This window comes from Nonomuraea sp. NPDC003754 (assembly GCF_053605785.1).
In genome coordinates this window covers 46,013-66,454 of sequence record NZ_JBSGJX010000027.1, presented here as the reverse complement: position 1 = coordinate 66,454, position 20,442 = coordinate 46,013, and the positions used below count along the sequence as shown (strand labels likewise).

18 protein-coding genes are annotated in these 20,442 nt (G+C 70.6%); 4 read left to right on the top strand and 14 right to left on the bottom strand.

Annotation, left to right across the window (positions count from 1 at the left end; all coding sequences use genetic code 11):
- Positions 1 to 71 precede the first annotated feature (71 nt).
- From ACWEVS_RS29380 to speB, 3 genes are read right to left on the bottom strand one after another with little or no spacing between them, the layout of a single operon-like run.
- Positions 72 to 548 carry a GNAT family N-acetyltransferase gene (locus ACWEVS_RS29380; protein WP_449929511.1) on the bottom strand — a complete coding sequence of 159 codons (477 nt, stop codon included), beginning with the start codon at positions 546 to 548 and terminating at the stop codon, positions 72 to 74.
- A 10-nt stretch (positions 549 to 558) separates the two neighbouring features.
- Positions 559 to 2,100: a purine-cytosine permease family protein gene (locus tag ACWEVS_RS29375; RefSeq protein WP_449929513.1), complete on the bottom strand. Its 1,542-nt coding sequence runs from the start codon at positions 2,098 to 2,100 to the stop codon at positions 559 to 561.
- Positions 2,097 to 3,029, bottom strand: coding sequence for an agmatinase (gene speB / locus ACWEVS_RS29370; protein ID WP_452554149.1), 933 nt, complete (start codon positions 3,027 to 3,029; stop codon positions 2,097 to 2,099). The genes ACWEVS_RS29375 and speB overlap by 4 nt, the downstream gene beginning before the upstream one ends.
- A 135-nt stretch (positions 3,030 to 3,164) precedes the next feature.
- Between speB and ACWEVS_RS29365 the strand changes: the two genes are divergently transcribed.
- Positions 3,165 to 4,613 carry a PucR family transcriptional regulator gene (locus ACWEVS_RS29365; RefSeq protein ID WP_449929517.1) on the top strand — a complete coding sequence of 483 codons (1,449 nt, stop codon included), beginning with the start codon at positions 3,165 to 3,167 and terminating at the stop codon, positions 4,611 to 4,613.
- Positions 4,614 to 5,060: 447 nt separating this feature from the next.
- Here the strand turns inward: ACWEVS_RS29365 and rlmN are convergent, their stop codons facing one another.
- On the bottom strand, positions 5,061 to 6,170 hold the full coding sequence (gene rlmN / locus ACWEVS_RS29360; protein ID WP_449929519.1) for a 23S rRNA (adenine(2503)-C(2))-methyltransferase RlmN: 1,110 nt from the start codon (positions 6,168 to 6,170) through the stop codon (positions 5,061 to 5,063).
- Between the two features lie 31 nt (positions 6,171 to 6,201).
- On the opposite strand from rlmN, the gene ACWEVS_RS29355 reads away from it, so the two are divergent.
- Positions 6,202 to 7,203, top strand: coding sequence for a suppressor of fused domain protein (locus ACWEVS_RS29355; protein WP_452419322.1), 1,002 nt, complete (start codon positions 6,202 to 6,204; stop codon positions 7,201 to 7,203).
- Positions 7,204 to 7,378: 175 nt separating this feature from the next.
- On the opposite strand, the gene ACWEVS_RS29350 is transcribed toward ACWEVS_RS29355, so the two are convergent.
- The 6 genes from ACWEVS_RS29350 to ACWEVS_RS29325 all read right to left on the bottom strand — a co-directional run bounded on the left by ACWEVS_RS29350 (position 7,379) and on the right by ACWEVS_RS29325 (position 12,576).
- Positions 7,379 to 8,203, bottom strand: a complete 825-nt coding sequence (locus ACWEVS_RS29350; RefSeq protein WP_354920148.1) for a phosphatidate cytidylyltransferase — start codon at positions 8,201 to 8,203, stop codon at positions 7,379 to 7,381.
- Positions 8,204 to 8,310: 107 nt separating this feature from the next.
- Positions 8,311 to 8,868, bottom strand: coding sequence for a ribosome recycling factor (gene frr / locus ACWEVS_RS29345; protein ID WP_354920145.1), 558 nt, complete (start codon positions 8,866 to 8,868; stop codon positions 8,311 to 8,313).
- A gap of 100 nt (positions 8,869 to 8,968) precedes the next feature.
- Positions 8,969 to 9,667, bottom strand: a complete 699-nt coding sequence (gene pyrH / locus ACWEVS_RS29340) for a UMP kinase (protein WP_449929524.1) — start codon at positions 9,665 to 9,667, stop codon at positions 8,969 to 8,971.
- 132 nt (positions 9,668 to 9,799) lie between these two features.
- The gene (tsf, locus tag ACWEVS_RS29335; RefSeq protein ID WP_449929526.1) at positions 9,800 to 10,633 is read right to left on the bottom strand and encodes a translation elongation factor Ts; all 834 of its coding nucleotides are present in this window, start codon (positions 10,631 to 10,633) and stop codon (positions 9,800 to 9,802) included.
- A gap of 122 nt (positions 10,634 to 10,755) precedes the next feature.
- A complete protein-coding gene (gene rpsB / locus ACWEVS_RS29330; protein WP_452554148.1) occupies positions 10,756 to 11,670 on the bottom strand; it encodes a 30S ribosomal protein S2 in 915 nt (304 codons plus the stop codon).
- Between the two features lie 297 nt (positions 11,671 to 11,967).
- Entirely contained in the window at positions 11,968 to 12,576 is a 609-nt protein-coding gene (locus ACWEVS_RS29325) for an ArsR/SmtB family transcription factor (RefSeq protein ID WP_452554147.1), read from the bottom strand.
- Between the two features lie 57 nt (positions 12,577 to 12,633).
- Here ACWEVS_RS29325 and ACWEVS_RS29320 point away from each other — a divergent pair, with 57 nt between their 5' ends.
- Entirely contained in the window at positions 12,634 to 13,962 is a 1,329-nt protein-coding gene (locus ACWEVS_RS29320; protein ID WP_452554146.1) for an MFS transporter, read from the top strand.
- Here ACWEVS_RS29320 and ACWEVS_RS29315 read toward each other — a convergent pair.
- The 3 genes from ACWEVS_RS29315 to ACWEVS_RS29305 all read right to left on the bottom strand — a co-directional run bounded on the left by ACWEVS_RS29315 (position 13,946) and on the right by ACWEVS_RS29305 (position 16,853).
- The gene (locus ACWEVS_RS29315; RefSeq protein ID WP_452554145.1) at positions 13,946 to 15,265 is read right to left on the bottom strand and encodes a CoA transferase; all 1,320 of its coding nucleotides are present in this window, start codon (positions 15,263 to 15,265) and stop codon (positions 13,946 to 13,948) included. The genes ACWEVS_RS29320 and ACWEVS_RS29315 overlap by 17 nt on opposite strands.
- Positions 15,262 to 15,735, bottom strand: a complete 474-nt coding sequence (locus ACWEVS_RS29310) for a GNAT family N-acetyltransferase (RefSeq protein WP_449929584.1) — start codon at positions 15,733 to 15,735, stop codon at positions 15,262 to 15,264. Before ACWEVS_RS29310 ends, ACWEVS_RS29315 begins: the two co-directional genes overlap by 4 nt.
- A 473-nt stretch (positions 15,736 to 16,208) precedes the next feature.
- Positions 16,209 to 16,853, bottom strand: a complete 645-nt coding sequence (locus ACWEVS_RS29305) for a DNA alkylation repair protein (protein ID WP_449929586.1) — start codon at positions 16,851 to 16,853, stop codon at positions 16,209 to 16,211.
- A 517-nt stretch (positions 16,854 to 17,370) separates the two neighbouring features.
- Here ACWEVS_RS29305 and ACWEVS_RS29300 point away from each other — a divergent pair.
- Positions 17,371 to 18,666 carry a peptidoglycan DD-metalloendopeptidase family protein gene (locus tag ACWEVS_RS29300; protein WP_452554144.1) on the top strand — a complete coding sequence of 432 codons (1,296 nt, stop codon included), beginning with the start codon at positions 17,371 to 17,373 and terminating at the stop codon, positions 18,664 to 18,666.
- Positions 18,667 to 19,327: 661 nt separating this feature from the next.
- Here ACWEVS_RS29300 and ACWEVS_RS29295 read toward each other — a convergent pair.
- Positions 19,328 to 20,215: a tyrosine recombinase XerC gene (locus ACWEVS_RS29295; RefSeq protein WP_449929538.1), complete on the bottom strand. Its 888-nt coding sequence runs from the start codon at positions 20,213 to 20,215 to the stop codon at positions 19,328 to 19,330.
- Positions 20,216 to 20,442: the final 227 nt, after the last annotated feature.

Here is a 20,442-nt window from a genome sequence, read left to right as displayed (position 1 = left end):
CGATGGGGCACTCGCGCGGGGCCCGATCACCGGCGGGGGCGTCTCGCGCCCGGGGTGCCGATCGGTGCTCGTCAGGGTGTGAGCGCCAGCTCCAGTTCGTGCGCGATCGGGATGCCGTCCGACACGGCAGGGATGGACGGCTTCAGCGCGCGGGCCCGCTCGACCGCGTTCCGGTGCAGGGCGACCAGGTCGAAGCCGCGACGCTGGTAGAAGCGCAGCGCGTGGGTGTTGTCGTTGGTGGTGACCAGCCACAACCTGGTCGCACCGGCCGCGCGCGCCGCCTGCCTGAGGGCGTCGAGGAGGGCGGTCGCCGCGCCCCTGCCGGGAATGACGGCGTCGAGCGTGACGACCTCCCACTCCCGGCCGCGCACCGCGTAGGTGACCAGCCCCGCCAGGGCGCCGTCGAGGTGGGCCAGCAGGCCGGGCAGTGAGCCGGCGTCCATGGCCTCGCCGTGGCCGACCACGATCGGGCCGCCCCAGCTGTCGGTGAGAACCCGCAGGACGACCTCGCGGTCGGCCGGACCGATCGGCCGGATCTCGAACGGCATGCCCGACACGCTAGCCGATCAGCGGCGCCTCCGGCTCGAGCACGCGGGCGTCGGCGGCGACGATCGGCGGGACGGGCGTGCCGCTGGAGCCGACCAGGCGCGGCCCCGCGGGGCCGTACACCTCGCGCGGCTCGGGGAAGGCGAACAGCAGGGCCAGATACAGCACGGCGGCCGCCGCCAGGCCGAGCGGCAGCGAGACGTCCACGCCCCCGGCCAGGTCGCCGAGCGGGCCGACGAACTGTCCCGGCAGGTTGACGAACAGGATGGCCAGCGCCGCGGAGACGAGCCACGCGGTCATGCCGCGCCAGTTCCAGCCGTGGGTGAACCAGTAGCGGCCGCCGCGCTGGCGACGGTTGAAGACCTGCAGCGCCTCGGCGTCGTACCAGCCGCGGCGGGTGACGTAGCCGAGCATCATGATGACCATCCACGGCGCCGTGCAGGTGATGATCAGCGTGGCGAAGGTCGAGATGCTCTGGGTGAGGTTGGCGGCGAAACGGCCGACGAAGATGAAGCCGATCGACAGCGTGCCGATGAAGACCGTGGCCTGCACGCGGGAGAAGCGCGGGAAGACGCTGGAGAAGTCGAGGCCGGTGCCGTACAGGGCGGTGGTGCCCGTGGACATGCCGCCGATCAGCGCGATGAGGCAGACCGGCACGAAGTACCACGCGGGCGAGATGGCCAGCAGGCCGCCGACGTAGTTGGGCGCGGCCGGGTCGACGTACTGCGCGGCCTTGACCGCGATGACCGAGGCGGTGGCGAGGCCGAAGAAGAACGGCAGGATGGTGGCGATCTGCGACAGGAAGGCGGCGGCCATCACCCGCGAGCGGGGCGTCCCGGCGGGGATGTAGCGCGACCAGTCGCCGAGGAAGGCGCCGAACGAGACGGGGTTGGACAGCACGATCAGCGCCGCGCCGATGAACGAGGGCCAGAACAGCGGGTCGCCAGGGGCGATCGTGCCCGCGTAGGAGGGGTCGAAGTCGCCGGCGAACGCGAAGGCGCCCAGCACGAACAGCAGCGACGCGGCCACCACGGCGATCTTGTTGACGAAGAGCATGAAGCGGAAGCCGTACACGCAGACGATCAGCACCAGGCTCGCGAACAGCGCGTAGGCGACGGCGTAGGCCGGTCCGCTCTCCGGCAGGCCCACCAGCCGGTGCGCGCCGCCGACCAGCGCGTCGCCCGAGGACCACACCGAGATGGAGAAGAAGGCGATCGCCGTCAGCAGCGACAGGAACGAGCCGACGACCCGGCCGTGGACGCCCAGGTGCGCCGAGGAGGAGACCGCGTTGTTGGTGCCGTTGATCGGGCCGAACAGCGACAGCGGGGCCAGGATCAGCGCGCCCACCACCAGGCCGAGCCCGGTGGCCGCCAGCCCCTGCCAGAACGACAGGCCGAACAGGATGGGGAAGGCGCCCAGCACGCAGGTGGCGAAGGTGTTGGCGCCGCCGAAGGCCAGCCTGAACAGGTCGACGGGACGGGCGGTGCGGTCGGCGTCGGGGATGCGGTCGACCCCGTGGGTCTCGATCTCGGTGATGCTTTCCCGGCGGCTCATGGCTTCTCCTTCATGGCCAGCAGGCTGATCAGGTCGTAGGCCACGTGGGAGGCGGCGACGGAGGTGATCTCGGCGTGGTCGTAGGCGGGGGCGACCTCGACCACGTCGGCCCCGACGAGGTTCGTGCCGGCCAGGCCGCGCAGGATCTCCAGCAGCTCGCGGCTGGTCAGGCCGCCCGCCTCCGGGGTGCCGGTGCCGGGCGCGTGCGCGGGGTCGAGCACGTCGATGTCGACGGAGACGTAGAGCGGGCGGTCGCCGATGCGCTGGCGGAGGGCGTCGATGACCTCGTCGAGGCCGCGGCGCAGCACGTCGGCGGCGGTGACGATGCCGAAGCCGAGCCTGCGGTCCTCCTCGAGGTCGCGCTTGCCGTACAGGGGGCCGCGGATGCCGACGTGGCTGAGCGCCTCGGTGTCGAGGATCCCCTCCTCGACCGCCCTGCGGAACGGGGTGCCGTGGGTGTACTCCGCGCCGAAGTAGGTGTCCCAGGTGTCCAGGTGCGCGTCGAAGTGCAGCAGCGCCACCGGGCCGTGCTTGGCGGCGGCGGCGCGCAGCAGCGGCAGCGCGATCGTGTGGTCGCCGCCGATCGTGACCAGCCGGCTGTCGAAGGCCGAGGCGGCCTCCTGGATCGCCTCGACCGCCTCGCCGATGTTGAAGGGGTTGCAGGCGATGTCGCCCGCGTCGGCGACCTGCACCCGCTCGAAGGGCGAGACGTCGAGGCCAGGGTGGTACGGCCGCAGCAGCCGCGAGGCCTCCCTGACGGCGGCGGGACCGAAGCGGGCGCCCGGCCGGTAGGAGACGCCGCTGTCGAACGGCACGCCCACGACCGCGACGTCCGCGTGCTCGACCTCGTCGAGGCGGGGGAGGCGGGCGAAGGTGGCGAACCCGGCGAAGCGCGGGATCCTGGAGGAGTCGACGGGCCCCCTGGGCATGGCCTGTCCCCTTTCTCGTGGCGAATGATCTCGTGGTGACTGTTCGCAGCCCTCGTGGCTGTTTGCACGAGTGTGCGCAACGCCCCCAGGAGGGGACAATTGTGCAGGTCACAAAAGTGCGCATACGCTTCGTGGGTGACCACAAAGGTCTCCGTCGAGGATCTTCTCCGCTCCCCCGCGCTGCAGCTGCGCCTGCTGGCCGGGGCGGCCGGCCTGTCGCGGTCGGTCTCGTGGGCGCACGTCAGCGAACTCGACGATCCGACGCCATGGCTGCTCGGCGCCGAGGTGATCATGACCACGGGCCTGGGCGTGCCCCGCACCGCCGCCAAGCAGCGGGCCTACCTCGAACGGCTCGACGACGCCGGGGTGTCGGCACTGGCCCTGTCGGCGCAGTTGCACATGCCGCCGCTGCACGAAGCCTTCTTCGAGGCGGCGGAGCAACGCGGCATGCCCGTCCTCGAGGTGCCGCTGGCCGTGCCGTTCATCGCGATCGCGCAGGAGGTGGCGGCGGCCGTCCAGGAGGACGCGCGCCAGCGGCTCGGCGCGCAACTCCAGGTGTTCGGCGCGCTGCGCTGGCTGGCCGCCGAGGACCTCGACCACGCCACGCTGTTCCGGCGGCTCGAACGGCTCAGCGGCTACGAGGTCTTCCTGTGCACCCCGCAGGGGCGCCCGCTGCTGCCCGGGGTGCCGGTTCCCGCACTCGACGTGCTGCCCTCGACGCCCGACGCGCCGCCCACCATCCCGGGCGGCTTCGTGCTGCCGGTGCCCTCCCCCGGCGGGCCGGCCGGATTCCTGGTCGCCTTCGAGCGGGAAGGCGCACGGCCCGCCGGGCTGGCCGTCGTCCAGCACATCGCCACCGTGGCCGCGCTCCAGGTGGCCATGGTCAGGCACGAACGGGAGACGCTGCGGCGCGAGGGCGCCGAGACGCTGTCGGAACTGCTGCAGGACGTGCTCGACCCGGCCACGGCGCGGCGCCGGCTGGCCAGGATGGGACTCGAGGCGCCCATCGCCCTGCTCGCGGTCCGCCAGGTGACCGACGAGGCGCTGCGCCGCGCCCTCGACGACGCGCCGCACCTCATGCTGCGCCGCGGCGACGACCGTTACGTGCTCGGCTCCCCCGCTCTCGGCACGCCCGTCGCGGAGATCCCCGGGGTGGCGGCGGGCGTCTCCAGGCCGTTCACGCCGGGCGAGCCGATGCGGGTGGCGCAGCGGGAAGCGGTGTGGGCGGCGGCCAGAGCCGCCGAGTCGGGCAGGGCCCTGGTCCACTACGGCGACGACACGACCGGAAGGTGGCTGCAGGACGACCCGTGGGTGCTGACCGCCCTGGTCGACCACGTGCTGGGAAAGGTGATCGCCTACGACTCCGCGCACGGCTCGCAGCTGCTGACCTCCGCGCGCACGTGGATGGAGCGTGACCGGCGCACCGAGGACGCGGCGGCGGCGCTGCACGTCCACCCCAACACGCTCGCCTACCGGCTGCGCCGCTTCGCGGAGCTGACCGGCCGCGACCTGTCGTCCAGCGCGGCCTTCGCGGAGGTCTGGCTGGCCATCCGAGCAGCCAGACAACTCGGCCTCCAGGACTGACCCCGAACGTCTCCCTACCTCGGGCCCTTCCTGGGTTTTTCCGCGCCTCGGACCCCCTCGGGCTTTCCGCTCAGGCTTCCCTCCAGCCTTTCCCCTCGGGCCCTCCCTCGGCCGCCCTCGGGCTTTCCCTGGCTTCTCCGTAGCTCGGGACTTCCCCTGGGCTCCCGCCTCCAGCCGGGTCGCCGAGGTCGCGGCGCTCCCGGCCCAGTCGCCCAGTCGCCCAGTCGCCTTGGGAGTTGTCGGGGTTACGGGTCTTCGGGTTGGCAGGGCGACGTAACGGCGGCGCGCCGAAGTCCCGCTGGAGTGGCGTGATGGACGGCCGGTCAGTCGTGACCGCGGGAGCGCCGACCCGGCTTGCCGTACGGGGGGATCATGAACGGGCGCCGGCCCGGCTTGCCGTACAGGGGGATCACGAACGGGCGCCGGCCCGGCTTGCCGTACGGGGGATCACTCTGCGGCCGCGAGCTGGCCGCAGGCGCCGTCGATCTCGCGTCCGCGGGTGTCGCGGACGGTCACCGGCACCCCGTGGAACTCCAGGCGGCGCACGAACGCCCGCTCGTCCTCCGGGCGGGAGGCCGTCCACTTCGAACCGGGAGTGGGGTTGAGCGGGATCAGGTTGACGTGCACCAGCTTGTTCTTCACCAGCTTGCCGAGCAGGTCGGCACGCCACTCCTGGTCGTTGATGTCCTTGATCAGCGCGTACTCGATGGACACCCGCCGCTTGGTCTTGGCGGCGTAGGCCCACGCGGCGTCGAGCACCTCGTGCACCTTCCACCGGGTGTTGATCGGCACGAGGGTGTCGCGCAGCTCGTCGTCGGGGGCGTGCAGCGACAGCGCCAGCGTGACGGGCAGCCCCTCGTCGGCGAGCTTGGCGATCGCCGGCACGAGGCCCACGGTGGAGACCGTGATGCCGCGCGCGGACATGCCGAGCCCGTCGGGCGCGGGTTCGACCATGCGGCGGACCGCGCCGATCACCGCCTTGTAGTTGGCCAGCGGCTCACCCATGCCCATGAACACCACGTTGCTGACCCGGCCGGGGCCGCCGGGGACCTCGCCCGCGGCCAGCGCCCTGGCTCCCGAGACCACCTGCTCGACGATCTCGGCCGTGGACATGTTGCGGGTCAGCCCCGCCTGGCCGGTGGCGCAGAACGGGCAGTTCATGCCGCAGCCCGCCTGCGAGGACACGCACATGGTGACCCGGTCCGGGTAGCGCATCAACACCGACTCGACCAGCGCGCCGTCGAACAGCCGCCAGAGCGTCTTGCGGGTGGTGCCCGCGTCGGTGGCCAGCTCGCGCACGGAGGTCAGCAGCGGGGGCAGCAGCACCGACAGCTTCTCGCGGGCGGCGGCCGGCAGGTCGGTCATCGCCGCGACGTCGGTGGTGAGGTGCGTGAAGTAGTGGCGCGAGAGCTGGTCGGCGCGGAAGGGCTTCTCGCCGAGCTCGGCGACCGCCGTGCGGCGCTCGGCCATCGTCAGATCCGCCAGATGTCTCGCGGGCTTGGCCCGGCGCGGCGCCGTGAACTGCAGCAACGGGCGCTCGGTCTTCTCGGCGGTCATGAGCCCTCTCTTTAATCTAGAGTCCAGATGTATGGCGATATACCGATCGTCTGGCGAGGGGCAAACCGAGGTCGTCCTCACCGATGGCAACCCTTACGGGAGCCGCACTCTGGTGGTCGAACGCGACGACGCCGCGTCGGTAGCTTACCTGTGCTCCCCGGGCGGCGAGGTGCACGGAGCCGTCTGGCTGGCCAACCACGTGCCCGCCCCCGAGGTCGTCGATCTGGCCAGGCTGAACGCGGGTGCGCCGCCCCTCATGCCACGGCCGAACACCCGCCATCCCGCGGGACGGCACGCGCTCGGCCAGCTGACCACCTTATGGTTCGAGGAGGGCGACGGGGTCGCCCTGTATGAGAACGACGAGCTTCTCGCGGTCATTCCGGGCTGGGCGGACATGAGCAGGAGCATGCCGGGCTACGCGCGCGAGGCCGTCGGCGAGACGCCGTTCGCCTGGGCGCTGTCCGAGGCGCTCGACGGGCTCCAGCCGCGGCTCGACCACGCCGGCTCCTACTGGCAGTGGCGCCACAGCGAGGGCTCGTGGGCCTCCTTCCAGCAGTTCGTCATGGGGCATCTCGACCGGACCGTCGGACCGTCGGGGCGCTACTGGGACGCCAGCGGCGAGCGGCTGCCGACGGTGGGGATCAGCGAGCGCCCGCCGTACCGGGGCAGGGACTTCACCGTGCTGTCGACGGTCGGTATGAGCTGCCAGCGCATGCCCACGGTCGAGCAGTGGATCGACCGGCCGCGCGCCTACGCCAGGATCGAGCTGGCCGTCGCCACCCACGGCGACCCGCGTGAGGCGGCGCTGCTTCTGGTGTGGCTGGCGCAGTACCCGTGGCATTCGGTGACGTGGCTGGGCCACGGGCACACGGCCACGTGGTACCACGAGCCGTCGACGTTCCCTCTCGGCGCGCGGTACGACGGGGTGATCATGCTCGCCGACGCCCCCGACATGCCGGACCTGTCGGGGTTCGGGTTCGGCGGCGAGGCCGTCCGCTGGCTCTGGCTGGAGGCGTGGGCCGGGGACTCGTGAACCCCGACCCGCGGGCGGCGTGAAGCGCACAGGGCGAAGACCCGTGAACCACGGCCCGCGGGCGGCATCAAGCGCACAGGGCGAAGACCCGTGAACCACGGCCCGCGGGCGGCATCAAGCGCACAGGGCGAAGACCCGTGAACCACGGCCCGCAGGCGTCTGAGGAGCGCGCTCCTCAGAAGAACAGCGACAGCAGCAGCCACACCGGGATCAGCGTCGCCACCAGGGAGTCGAGCCGGTCCATCAGGCCGCCGTGTCCCGGCAGCACCGACCCCATGTCCTTGATGCCGAGATCCCGCTTGATCATCGACTCGACCAGATCGCCGAGTGTCGCCATGACGGCCCCCAGCAGGCCGATCAGCGCGCCCTGCCACAGCTGGCCGCCCATCAGCCAGGTCACCAGCCAGGCGCCGACCACCATGCAGGCCAGCACCGATCCGGCGAAACCCTCCCAGGTCTTCTTCGGGCTGATGATCGACATCTTGTGCCTGCCGAACAGCACGCCGGCGAAGTAGCCGCCGATGTCGCTGCTCACCGTGACCGCGATGAAGATCAGCACCCGGTAGTGGCCGTTCTCCGGCGTCGCGAGCATCAGCGCCACGAACCCGGCCAGCAGCGGCGGGTAGGCCAGGGCGAACACCGATGCCGTCGCGTCACGGACGTAGCCGTCCTGCGGGCCGTCGAACATCCGCCAGAGCAGCAGCGCGAACACCGCCACGACGTAGGTGCCGAGCAGCCACGAGGCCCCGCCCCAGTAGGCGCCCGCCTGCATCGCGGCCGTCGCCACGAGCACCGGGATCAGCGGCACCTTGATGTCGCGCGTGCCGAGCGCGTGAACCACCTCGGCCGCGCCCACGCCCACGGCCGCCACGACCAGTAGGAGGAAGAGCTCCTTGATCGTCAGCAGGGAGGCCAGGACCAGCGCGCCCAGCACGACGCCGACCGCGATGGCGGCCGGCAGGTTCCTGCCGGTACGGCTGCCCGGTGTGCGTTCTTCCACAGACTCTCCAACTCGGCGGTCAGACCGCACCGAGCCGTCTGATGCGCACACTTCGTGACAAAGCCACGGCCCCCGCGTCCACGCGAGGGCCGTGCGGATGCGACCGCTCAGACCTCGAGCAGTTCCGCTTCCTTCTGCTTGAGCAGCTCGTCGATCTTGGCGACGTGCTTGTGGGTCAGGTCGTCGAGCTCCTTCTCGGCGCGGCGGACCTCGTCCTCGCCGGCCTCGCCATCCTTGATCATCTTGTCGAGCGTCTCCTTGGCGGAGCGCCGGATGTTGCGGATCGAGACCTTGGCGTGCTCGCCCTTGTTGCGCGCGACCTTGACGTACTCCTTGCGGCGCTCCTCCGACAGCTCGGGGAAGGCCACCCTGATCACCTGGCCGTCGTTGCTGGGGTTGACCCCGAGGTCGGAGTCACGGATCGCCTTCTCGATCGCGCCCATCGAGCCCTTGTCGTAGGGCTGGATGATGACCATGCGGGCCTCGGGGACATGGAACGAGGCCAGCTGCTGGATCGGGGTCGGCGAACCGTAGTACTCGGCGTTGATCTTGTTGAACATCGACGGGGTGACACGGCCGGTCCTGATGCCCGCGAAGTCCTCCTTCGCGACCGAAACGGCCTTGTCCATCTTTTCCTCGGCTTCGAGGAGAGTTTCGTCGATCACAGCGGCTCCCTGTCTATTGGTCGCTCACCTTCCTGGCTCGCGCCACGGCCCCATCCCTCTGCGCCAGGCACCGCGTCGCTCGCGTCGTCAGGCTCGCTCCCTATTTCCCTGCCGGACTCACCAGCGTGCCGATCTTCTCACCGCGCACCGCGCGCAGGATGTTGCCCTCGCCCATCAGGTCGAAGACGACGATGGGCAGGTCGTTCTCCTTGCACAGACTGATCGCGGTCTGGTCCATGACGGCGAGGTCGCGTACGAGGACCTCCGCGTAGTCGAGGTGGTCGAACCGGACCGCGTCAGGGTTCTTCCGCGGGTCGGAGTCGTAGACCCCGTCCACCTGCGTGCCCTTGAGCAGCGCCTCGGCGCCGACCTCCAGCGCTCGCTGCGCGGCGCAGGTGTCGGTGGAGAAGTAGGGGATCCCGAGCCCCGCGCCGAAGATGACCACGCGGCCCTTCTCCAGGTGCCGGATGGCGCGGCGGGGCAGGAACGGCTCGGCCACCTGCTGCATGGAGATGGCGGTCTGGACGCGGGTCTCGATGCCGCGCTTCTCAAGGAAGTCCTGGAGCGCCAGGCAGTTGATGACCGTGCCCAGCATGCCCATGTAGTCGCCCCTGGCGCGGTCGAGACCGCCCGCGGACAGGGCGGCGCCGCGGAACATGTTGCCGCCGCCGACCACGACGGCGACCTGGACGCCCTCACGCACCGCCTCGGCGATCGAGTCGGCCACGTGACCGACCACCTCCGGATCGATGCCCATGGGCTCGCCGCCGGCGAACGCCTCGCCGGACAACTTCAGCATGACCCTCTTGTACGACGAAGCCGCCGGCGCGACGGGCTCCTGGTTCTCCTGCACGGCGGCGGCCTCCTCGGGTGGTGGTTCTGGTAGAGCGGTCAACGCGGTGGGAGACGGTACGCGCCTCCCACCTCGAGACTAAGCCTGGCCGACCTTGAAGCGGACGAAGGCGAGCACCTCGACGCCGTTCTCCTCGGCGTACTTGGCGATCGTCTTCTTGTTGTCCTTGACGAAGGCCTGCTGCAGCAGCGTGAAGTCCTTGTACCAGCCGTTGACGCGACCCTCGACGATCTTGGCGATGGCGGCCTCGGGCTTGCCCTCCTCGCGGGTCATCTCCTCGAAGAGCGCGCGCTCCTTCTCGATGACCTCGGCGGGAACGGCCTCGGCGTCGAGGTACTTCGGCGCCATGGCGGCGGCGTGCTGCGCGACGTCCTTGACGACGTCGGCGTTGGGCTTGTCGAGCTGCACGAGCACACCGACGGCCGGCGGGAGCTGCGGGTCGGTCTTGTGCATGTAGGCGCCGATGTAGCCACCCTCGAGCACGGCGAAGCGGCGGATCTCGATCTTCTCGCCCAGCGCGGCGTTGGCCTCGTCGAGCAGCTCCTTGACGGACTTGCCGTCGAGGGTGGAGGCGAGCAGGGTGTCGACGTCGGCGGGCTTGGTGGCCAGGATGTGCGCGACGACCTGGGCCGCCAGCTCCTGGAAGCGCTCGCCCTTGGCGACGAAGTCGGTCTCGCAGTTGAGCTCGAGCAGCGCGGCGGCGGAGTCACCCTCCTGCTTGAGCGCGACCAGGCCGTTGGAGGCGGTGCGCGCCTCGCGCTTGCCGACGTCCTTGGCGCCCTTGAGGCGCAGGAGCTCGACGGCGCGGTCGAAGTCGCCCTCAGACTCCTCCAGCGCCTTCTTGCAGTCCATCATGCCGGCGGCGGTCAGCTCGCGAAGCCGCTTGACGTCGGCCATGTTCACGGAAGCCATGTGCTTTTCCTCGTGGGATGTCGTCGTGGATCGGGTTGGACCCGGAAAGCCTCGGTGCCGGTGCGACCACCGGCGGGGGGTACGGCTCGCGCGGCCGGCGCGAGCCGTACCCTCGCAAGCCCTTAGGCCTGCTCGGTCTCGCCCTCGGCGGCGGCCTGAGCCTCGGCGGGGGCGGCGGCCTCCTCGACGGGGGCGGCAGCCTCCTCGACGGGGGCGGCAGCCTCGTCAGCGGGGGCGGCGACCTCGTCGACCTTCTGCTCGCCCGAGCCCTGCTCGATGAGCTCGCGCTCCCACTCGGCCAGCGGCTCGGCGGCGGCGGGCTTCTCGTCACCGCGGGCGGCGCCGGAGCGAGCCATGAGACCGGCGGCGACACCGTCGGCGACGACCCTGGTCAGCAGGCCGACGGCGCGGATGGCGTCGTCGTTGCCGGGGATCGGGTAGTCGACCTCGTCAGGGTCGCAGTTGGTGTCGAGGATCGCGACGACCGGGATGCCGAGCTTCTTGGCCTCGGAGATCGCGATGTGCTCCTTCTTGGTGTCGACGACCCACACCGCGCTGGGCACGCGGCCCATGTCACGGATACCGCCGAGCGTGCGCTCGAGCTTCTCCTTCTCGCGGCGGCGCATGAGGAGCTCCTTCTTGGTGAGCCCCGAGCCGGCCACGTTGTCGAAGTCGAGCTCCTCGAGCTCCTTCAGACGCTGGAGCCTCTTGTGCACGGTGGAGAAGTTGGTGAGCATGCCACCCAGCCAGCGCTGGTTGACGTACGGCATGCCAACGCGGCCGGCCTGCTCGGCGATGGCCTCCTGGGCCTGCTTCTTCGTGCCGATGAACAGGATCGTGCCGCCGTGGGCGACGGTCTCCTTGACGAAGTCGTAGGCGCGGTCGATGAACGACAGCGACTTCTGCAGGTCGATGATGTAGATGCCGTTGCGCTCGGTGAAGATGAAGCGCTTCATCTTCGGGTTCCACCGGCGGGTCTGGTGGCCGAAGTGAACGCCGCTCTCGAGGAGCTGTCGCATGGTGACGACGGGGGCCATCTGCTGGTCCTCCAGTTTCTCGGTTGTGCGCGGCAGCCGTGTGGCCTGCCGCCCTGATGCCCCGCTCTCGCTCCTGCCGGACTCTCGTCCGGACCGAAGGAACGGTTCGCGACGGGGCATGCGAAGTCGGCCTGTCGCTGACAGGCCACCGAAAAGCATACCTTGCGGGGAGCCCCGGCCTGACCGCTCCGGCCGTCGGCGCACGTCACTTCACGTCGTCGTCCACGGCCGGCCGACCGGCGACAGGCATGACGGAGCGTGTCAGCCCCCACCATGATCCCCGGCCCGACCGGCGTGTCAGTCCGCGTCGTGGTCCTCGGTCGGCAGGCCTGGGACGGACCTGGCGGCCCGGGGGAAGAGCGACAGGTGCATCTCGCCGTGGCGAGCCTCCTCCGGCGCGCCGGTCCGAGCGGTGGTGTAGGGGCGCACGAGCTCCTCGATCCGCTCGCCCAGCTCCTTCATCTCGGCCGCGGTGATCAGCAGGTGCGAGCGCTGGAACAACGTCGCGTCGCGCCACTCCTCCGGCTCGGTGGGCGCCGCGTCCATCGCCCGCCTGGCCTCGCGCTCCTTGTCGGCCGCGATCGCGTCGGCGAGCAGCCGCTTGGCCTCACGGACGCCGTGCTGGTCGTCGTCCTCGTACCCGAAGGAGAAGCCGCCCGGCTCGACGGCCCACAGGCGCTCCCTGCCGTCCTCGCTGGCGGGCGCGTCGCGCACGAAGCCGTACTTCTCCAGCATGCGCAGGTGGTAGCTGGCGGCGCTCGGGGAGACGCCGACGACCTCGGCGAGGGTGGTCGCGGTGGCCGTCCTGCGCCACATCAGCTCGGTGAGCATCGTCAGGCGAGCCGGGTGCGCGAGCGCGCGCATCGCCTTGGGGTCGCTCAGCAGCGGGCGCGCTTCCTTGGTCACGTCACGACGATACCTGAAGGCTTGCCTTCACACTTATGAAGGATTACTTTCACAGTTGTGAAGCAAACCCTTCAGGATTTACCGCCGCTCCACCGGCAGCGCGACTACCGCCTGCTCTGGTCGGCCAGGACCGCCTCCGTCACCGGATCGGAGGTCTCCAAGCTCGCCGTCCCGCTCACCGCGGTCACCCTGCTGGCCGCCTCACCCGCCCAGATGGGGCTCCTGGCCGCGACGGCCTCCGTGCCCACGCTGCTGTTCGGGCTGCACGCGGGCGCGCTGGCCGACCGGCTCAGGCGGCACCGGCCACTGATGATCGCCTGCGAGCTGGTCGCCGCCGCGGCGGCGCTCCTGGTCCCCCTCGCGTGGATCACCGGCACGCTCAGCGTCCCGCTGCTGATCGCCGTCTCTCTCGTCATCGGTACGGCAAGCGTCGTGTTCAGGGCGGCGAACTTCCCCCACCTGGCCGTCGTCGTCCCCGCCTCGCAGCGGACCGAGGCGATGGCCGGCTTCCACGCCTCCTACTCCGTCGCCTCCATCGCCGGACCCGGGCTCGCCGGACTGCTGGTCCAGGTGCTCACGGCGCCGCTCGCCGTCCTGGCCGAAGGGGTGTCGTTCCTGGCCTCCGCGCTGATGCTGCGCTCGATCCGCACCCCCGAGGACCACGAGCCGAGCGCGTCGCGCGGCATGTGGCGCGACGCGGTCGAGGGCCTGCGCCTCAGCGTCGGCCATCCCGTGCTGCGCGCGATCCTGGCCACCGGCGTCACGCTGAACTTCTTCGCCATGGCCTACATCGCCGTCGTGATCCTCTACATGCTCCAGGTCCTGCGGATCCCCCAAGGCATGATCGGCGCCCTCACCGCGGTCTCCGGCATCGGCGGCCTGATCGGCGCCTGGGCGACCGCCAGGCTCGCCCGGCGCTTCGGCGAGAACAGGGTGATGCTCTACGCGGTCCTGCTCTTCCCCTTCGACATGCTGACGGTCGGGCTGGTCGGCGGCCCGCCGCAGGTCACGATCCCCGTCATGGCCACGACGGGACTGCTCATCGGGGCCATCGTCGTCTCCCTCGGCACCTGCACGAACGTCATCACCATGCGCGAGGCGCCCGCCGACATGATGGGGCGCGTCAACGCGACCATGACCTTCGCCATCCACGGCGTGCTCGCGTTCGGCGGCATCACGGGCGGCCTGCTGGCCGAGGTGGTCGGCCTGCGGGTGGTCATCCTGATCTGCGCCGGCGGCACCGCCCTGGCGGGGCTGTGGATCTGGCGGTCCCCGCTGCGCCCCCACCGTCCGCGTCCTGGCGCCCTGCCGGCGCCCGAACCCGACCCGGTGCTGAGCGCCGCCCTGCGAGAGAGCGCGATCACCAAGATCAGGACGGGCGGATGAGCCACTCGGCGCCGTGCTCACCCGGCCGCGGCGGCGGCGTCGCCCAACCGGGCCGGCGACCGCCGACACGGCCCGGCGGGAGCACGTACCCGAGCCTGCCGAAGGAGCTGTCCATCTCCGCCATGAGGTCGCCGACCTCGATCTCGCCGGTGCCGGTCGGCCGGTCTCCCGCGCGGCCGGGCGCCGCTTCCCACCATCCGGGGAACGACCCGGCCGCCGCCATGCGGCGCAGCTCGTCCAGCCACTGGGCGGTCCTGGCCAGGCTCAGCTCCACCCGCCACGAGCCGCCCTCGACCCGCCTTCTCAGCAGCGCCGCCATCGCCCCGAACGCGGCCAGATACCCGGTCGCGTGATCGAGCACCTGCGCGGGCAGCGGACGCGGCGGATCCCCCCACGCGATCCCGGTGGCCATCTGCACCAGGCTGTCGAACCCCCGACCGCCCGTGCGCCCGTAGGCGGTGATGTCCACGGTGATCAGGCCGGGCGTGCGCCGCGCCAGCTCGTCGACCACGCCGAGCGCGCCGGGCCGTACCGACCTCACCATCACGTCGGCCGCGCCCGCCAACCGTGCGAACGCCTCCGTGGCCGGATCGAGGTGGCACCAGCGCTTGCCGAACGCCGTACTGATCACCAGCCCGTCGACCTCGGGCAGCAGGGGCGTGCTCACCTTGAGGACGTCCGCGCCGTGGGCGGCGAGTGTCCTGGTCGCCACCGGTCCCGCGATGACCCTGGTGAGGTCGAGCACCCTGGGCGCGTCCCCGCCACGGGCCGGGCCGTCCCCCACCCTGGTGAGCCGGACCAGCGGCAGCTCCGCCACGGCGCGCGCCCTCGGGTCCCGCCGCCACTCCTCCGGCGTCCTCAGCGCCGCCGCGCACCCGCCCGCCCCGGTCACTGCCCGTTCGACCTCCCGCGAGGTACGGCCCGCGCACGCCCGCCGGACGTCCTGCGTGCCCAGCGCCCGGAAGACGGCATCGCGGTGATGGTCGAAATTGCAGTGCAGCCTGACCCAGCCGTCGGCCGTCCGGTAGTCGCCCGACAGCGGTGACCACAGATCCTTCGTCGCGCCGTCGATCGTGAACAGCCGCTCGTCCAGGAACGCGGCCAGCGACTCCCGCACATCGACCTCGGCCCCCACCCCGCGCATGGCGGCGGCAGCGGCGGTGGCCGCCCCCACCGACACGGCGGCCGCCACCTCCACCGGATAGCGGGACGGCAGCCGCGAACCGTCATCGGTGACACGAACGCCCGGCAGGCCGACACCCAGCCGCGCGCCCAGATCGGCGATCAGCGCCGCCGCCGTCACGTCAGCTCCCCGGCCAGCAGATCCATCAGCAGACCGTCATGGAAGACGCCCGTGGCCGGATCGCGCTCGTAGGCCCGCATCACGCCCACCCGCCTGAACCCCACCTTCTCGTACGCCCTGATCGCGGCGGCGTTGTGCGCGGCGGGATCGATCGTGAGCCGGTGATGACCCCGCTCCCCGATCAACCACCTGGCCAGCGTCCGGACGGCCTCGCTCCCGTAGCCGCGACCGTGGTGCTCGGGGGCCAGGAAGATGTCGATGCCCGCGTGACGGTACTGCGGGTCGTCCTCCTCGTCGTACTGGACGGCGCCGATCACCTCGCCGTCCAGGGTGATGGCCAGCATGCCGTCGAAGTCGTCCACCTCCCCCCACCACCTGGCCACCTCCGGGGCGGCGACGATCGCCCGCAGCCTCGGCTCGTCAGCCGGGACGGCCTCGCGCAACGTCAGTCGAGGTCCTTCGAGCTTCATCCGGCGCCGTCCCTTCACTCGATCGACCGCCAGCATGACACCGGCCGCGCCCGCCCGGGTCCCCACGGTGGTTCCTGGAACCGCCGCTCTGTGCGCTGCTCCTCATCGAGCGGTCTCCGGGCCGGCCTTCACATCAGTCAGAGGTCTCCTGAGTGACCCTCCTCAAGAATTCTCGACTGACGGACCAACCGTCTCGACGCTTGGTCACGTCTGCACCGCGACGAGCGGCCAGGTCACTTCATTCGACTCTGGTAGGCCCGCGGCTCGGGTAGGCCCGGCGTGCTCGGGTACACCCGGCGTGCTCGGGTACGCCCACAGCTCAGGTACACCCAGCGTGCTCGGGTACGCCCACAGCTCAGGTAGGCCCGGCGTGGTCTCCACGCGGTAGGCGGCGTGAGGCCCCTCACGGCCGGTTCGCATCGGGTGCCGCGTTCCGAGGGAGTAGTGGCACGAGCGTGAGCGCGCGAACCGTCCTACTTGTCGTGCTGTCGGCGCACCATCTCGGTGATCCAGATGGGCGCGAACGGAGACGTGCAGCCCGGGGAAGTCGGGTAGTCCTTGAGCACCTCCAGGCGCTCACCGATGTCCATTGCACGGGCGCGATGTTCGGCGTGCTCGATCCCGATCTGCGCCAGGCAGTGGTTCATCGCCCACTGCAGGCGATCCGGGGCGTCTTTCATCTCCGCCTCGATGACGTCGAGCAGTCCTGCGAGGTCGAGGCCCTCGGGCTTCTTCGTCACGCGTTCGGTGGTCAGCGCCCAGCCGGCACTCGCGACCACTGCATCCGGATCGGCGGACCAGGCAAGACGCAGCTCTTCGGAGTGCGGGTTCTTCTTCACCACGTAGTTCACGAGCCAGTCGTGCACCTTGGGTGTGCGCGCCTCGCGCACCATGGCGTCCAACTCGTCACGCTCGAACGCCTTCGGGCGGCAGATCAGGAGCGCCAGCAGTCTCGCCGCGGTGTCACCCGTCTCCCAGAGCTGGCGCGCGAGCTCCTGCTGCGTCTTCAACCGCTTCGCGAGCGCGCGCAGCTTGCCGAGGTTAACACCGTGATCGTCACCGTGTTTCTCGTTCACCTCGCGTGCCCTCGGGTCCTCGAGCTCGGCCAGCTCGGCCATCACCTCGGCCACCATCGGCTCGGTCAGCGTCGTCTCTGCCACCTCGACCTCCTGTCCGTCACGTGCGAGATTCAGCCTACGAGGGGAGTCGGCCTCCTGCCGTACACGCCGGTTCGGCGGCAGCCATCGACACGAAATCCCGCGCCTTCACAAATATGCAGCAGTTCTCAGCACTGAGCCTGGGCACTGGCCCTCAGCACTGAGCCTGGGCACTGACCCTCGGCCTCACTCCGAGCAGCCATCCGACTCCTGGCTCACCCGGTGAGGAGCGTGATTGGCTGCCCGGCAGCCATCCGACTGCTGACTCACCCAGTGAGGAGCGTGAATGGCTGCCCGGCAGCCATCCAACTCCTGGCTCATCCAGTGAGGAAGGTGGTTGGCTGCCGGCCGGATGAGAGTAGCCAGCTCCAGGCTCCGCCCGAGGCACGATCCACAGGCAGCCACGTAGCCCCGCCGCTTTCCACAGAATCTCACTCGCCCCCAACCGACCCCGGCACCACCGACGACGCTGAGCCGCATGCTGCCCGTCACCCCGCGCAAGCTCCTCAGAGCTGCCCACCGTCAAGCCCCGGATCTCACGTCACGGCGTGGCATCCGCCCGTCAGCGCGGGCCTTGAAGGCCATCCTCGCGGTCATCGTCGCCACCGCCCTCACGCTGGCCGCCCTCGCCCTCACCCCCTCTCGCGCGACTGCCGTCCTGGTCCTGACACACACCCTTCCGGCCGCCCCGTCTCCGCCTTCCTCACTACCGAACTGGCCGCCTCGACCCGCCCCACAACCCGGAACTAACACCCCAGCTCTGCGCGCAACCCCTAGTCACAAGATCGCTGACTTGATCGCCTGGCCTCCGATTCCGGACAAGGTCGAATATCCCTCACCCACCGCAAGGGCCCTGACGGCACGGCAACAACCCACCATCACCGACCCGCCTCCGCACCCGTCACTCACGCCAATCCACTTGCCCTCGCCCGACTCGCTGACCGCCACCCACCCGCAGTCACCGATCTCGGTCACCGCCCCACACGGCCTCTCAGAGCATTCACTTTCCGCCACTCACCACCGCTCAGATGACTCACCCTTCGCCACCCACCGCTCCCCAGCTGACTCACCTTCCGCCACCCACCCGTCTTCACCGGCCGCCTATCGCCCCCCGGACAATCCACTCGCAGCCGCTCGCCACCCGTCGAACGACTCACTCACGGCCACTGATCCGCTCGGGTCGCCGCCACTCACAGCGGCGGATCCGTCTCACTACCCCCCACCCGCGACAGCCGCCCCGGCCGCACAACCCCCCATCACGGCTGCCAACTCGCTCCCGCGACTTCCACCCGCAACAGCGAATCCGTTCCTGCCGCCCACACCCACCGCCGACCAACCACTCTGGCGCTGGCCCCTCGACGGTCGCCCTGTGGTCATCCGTCGCTTCAGCCCACCGCCCGAGCCCTGGCACGCCGGACATCGCGGCGTAGACCTCGCAGCCTCGCCTGGGGCACGGGTCCGTGCGGCAGGCCCGGGTACGGTCACCTACGCCGGTCCCCTCGCCGGCCGCGGCGTCGTCAGCATCCAGCACCCAGGCGGTCTGCGGACGACCTATCTCCCCGTGCGAGCGTCAGTGCGCCGCGGCCAGACCGTGTCCACGGGCGACGAACTCGGCGTCATCGAACCTACCTCGTGGCACTGCATCACAACCTGCCTCCACTGGGGACTCCGCCGCGAGTTCCGCTATCTCGACCCCCTGCTACTGCTCGGCTTGGGCCCCATCCGCCTGCTCCCCCACTGGCCGACCCCGCCCGCGAGTTCCTCAACCCCCTGAGCCGCCGCCACACCTCCACCGCCCGCCCGCCGCACCCCCACCGCCCGCCGCCCGCCGCCCGCAGCCCCGCTCGAACGATCCCAAGCCCAGGTCCAGGTGACCTCCGCATTCGGACCCGACGAGACGCTCCTGCCACAAGCCCCCGAGACTCGCCAGCGCCCTTCACATACATCCACACGAGGCGTCCGAGACGGCATCACTCCTCGTAGCCGCCCCACCCGATCCCCCGTCAAATCCCCACGCACAGACAAACCCGCCGAACCATCCGCGCCCGCGCCACCCACCGCCAGTCACGCACATGTGAGGCCGCCGGCAAAGGACCCTCCATCACCCGCTTCACAGGTACGACAGAGCCCACCAATCAACCGTCTCCAACGACCGATCCTCGCGCGCAGCCGATCCTGCCAGCCACCCCACCTCAGCCCCCCACCGCCGAACACCCACAGACGAGCCCACCGGAGCCCACCAAGCAACGACCCGAAATCACGTGACCTAGCGCCCGTTCACCAGCCGGGGACGCCTCACTGACCAACCGTCGCCAGCCACCAGTCCTCGCACAGCCGAGCCCCCGCCAACCACCCATCCCCGGCTACCTACCGTCAGCCACGCACAGACGAGCTCACCAACGGACTGGCCTGATCCACCTGACCAAACACCGGTTTCACGCGCGCGGATGAGCCTGCCGGTAAGCCGCCCGCAGCCGCTCGATCGACACGTGCGTGTAGATCTGCGTCGTGTTCAACGAGGCGTGACCCAGCAACTCCTGCACGCTCCGCAGATCTGCCCCACCCTCCAGCAGGTGTGTGGCTGCCGTGTGCCGCAAGCCGTGCGGTCCCATGTCCGGCACCCCGTCGACGCTTCCCAGCCGGGCGTGGACGATCCGCCGTACGGTGCCCGCGTCCAGCCGTCCACCGCGCACTCCGAGGAACAGCGCCGGGCCGGTTCCCTCCCTGATCCAGAGCGGACGCCCGTGCACGCACCACCGGTCCACCGCCCGCAGCGCGGGCAGCCCGAACGGCACGGTCCGTTCCTTTCGTCCCTTGCCGAGAACCCGGATCACGTTCCGGTCCCTGTCGACGTCGTCAACGTCCAGCGCGCACAGTTCGCTCACCCTGACACCAGTCGCGTAAAGGAGCTCCAAGACGGCCTGGTCCCGTAGGTCTTTGGGCTCGCTCGACTGCGGCGGCACGTCCAGGACGGCCTGCGCCTGCTCTTGATCGAGTACGGCGGGCAGCGACCTCGCCGCCTTCGCACTGCCCAGGAGCAGGCCGGGATCGTCAGGCAACCATCCGCGCCTATGCGCGAAGGCCGTGAACGTGCGCACGCATGCCGTACGCCGCGCGAGAGTCGCCCGCGACAGACCTGCGGCGTGCTGCTCGGCCAGCCACTCGCGCAGCGCTGCCGTATCGAGCCCGGCCATCCCAAGGTCCAGGTGCGCGAGCAAGGAGGCTATGTCAGACAGATAGGCACGAACGGTGTGCGGCGAAAGATCCCGTTCGAAGCGCAGATGCTTCTCGAACTCGGCCAGTACCTCGTCGCCGTCTGTCATACCGCCGCTCCCTCACCGGGCTGGCCTGGAATGCCTCAACCCGTGTTTCTTGACCGGGCTGGCCTGCATGCCTCAGCCCGTGTTTCTTGTGCCCTCGCCTGCCATCCATGATCCCCCTTCACCGCGGACATACCCGGCTGGCCCTCCGCTTGCCTTACGAGGGCCGTTCATCACCGGTGACTTGCCTTGCGAGGGCCGTTCATCACTGGCGACGGTGTCCGCGCGCC

Coding starts and splice junctions, on each gene's coding strand:
- ACWEVS_RS29380 (WP_449929511.1), bottom strand. CDS start 548: ATGCCGTTCGAGATCCGGCCGATCGGTCCGGCCGACCGCGAGGTCGTC.
- ACWEVS_RS29375 (WP_449929513.1), bottom strand. CDS start 2,100: ATGAGCCGCCGGGAAAGCATCACCGAGATCGAGACCCACGGGGTCGAC.
- speB (WP_452554149.1), bottom strand. CDS start 3,029: ATGCCCAGGGGGCCCGTCGACTCCTCCAGGATCCCGCGCTTCGCCGGG.
- rlmN (WP_449929519.1), bottom strand. CDS start 6,170: ATGACCGCCGAGAAGACCGAGCGCCCGTTGCTGCAGTTCACGGCGCCG.
- ACWEVS_RS29355 (WP_452419322.1), top strand. CDS start 6,202: ATGGCGATATACCGATCGTCTGGCGAGGGGCAAACCGAGGTCGTCCTC.
- pyrH (WP_449929524.1), bottom strand. CDS start 9,667: ATGCTGAAGTTGTCCGGCGAGGCGTTCGCCGGCGGCGAGCCCATGGGC.
- tsf (WP_449929526.1), bottom strand. CDS start 10,633: ATGGCTTCCGTGAACATGGCCGACGTCAAGCGGCTTCGCGAGCTGACC.
- rpsB (WP_452554148.1), bottom strand. CDS start 11,670: ATGGCCCCCGTCGTCACCATGCGACAGCTCCTCGAGAGCGGCGTTCAC.
- ACWEVS_RS29310 (WP_449929584.1), bottom strand. CDS start 15,735: ATGAAGCTCGAAGGACCTCGACTGACGTTGCGCGAGGCCGTCCCGGCT.
- ACWEVS_RS29305 (WP_449929586.1), bottom strand. CDS start 16,853: ATGGCCGAGCTGGCCGAGCTCGAGGACCCGAGGGCACGCGAGGTGAAC.
- ACWEVS_RS29300 (WP_452554144.1), top strand. CDS start 17,371: ATGCTGCCCGTCACCCCGCGCAAGCTCCTCAGAGCTGCCCACCGTCAA.
- ACWEVS_RS29295 (WP_449929538.1), bottom strand. CDS start 20,215: ATGACAGACGGCGACGAGGTACTGGCCGAGTTCGAGAAGCATCTGCGC.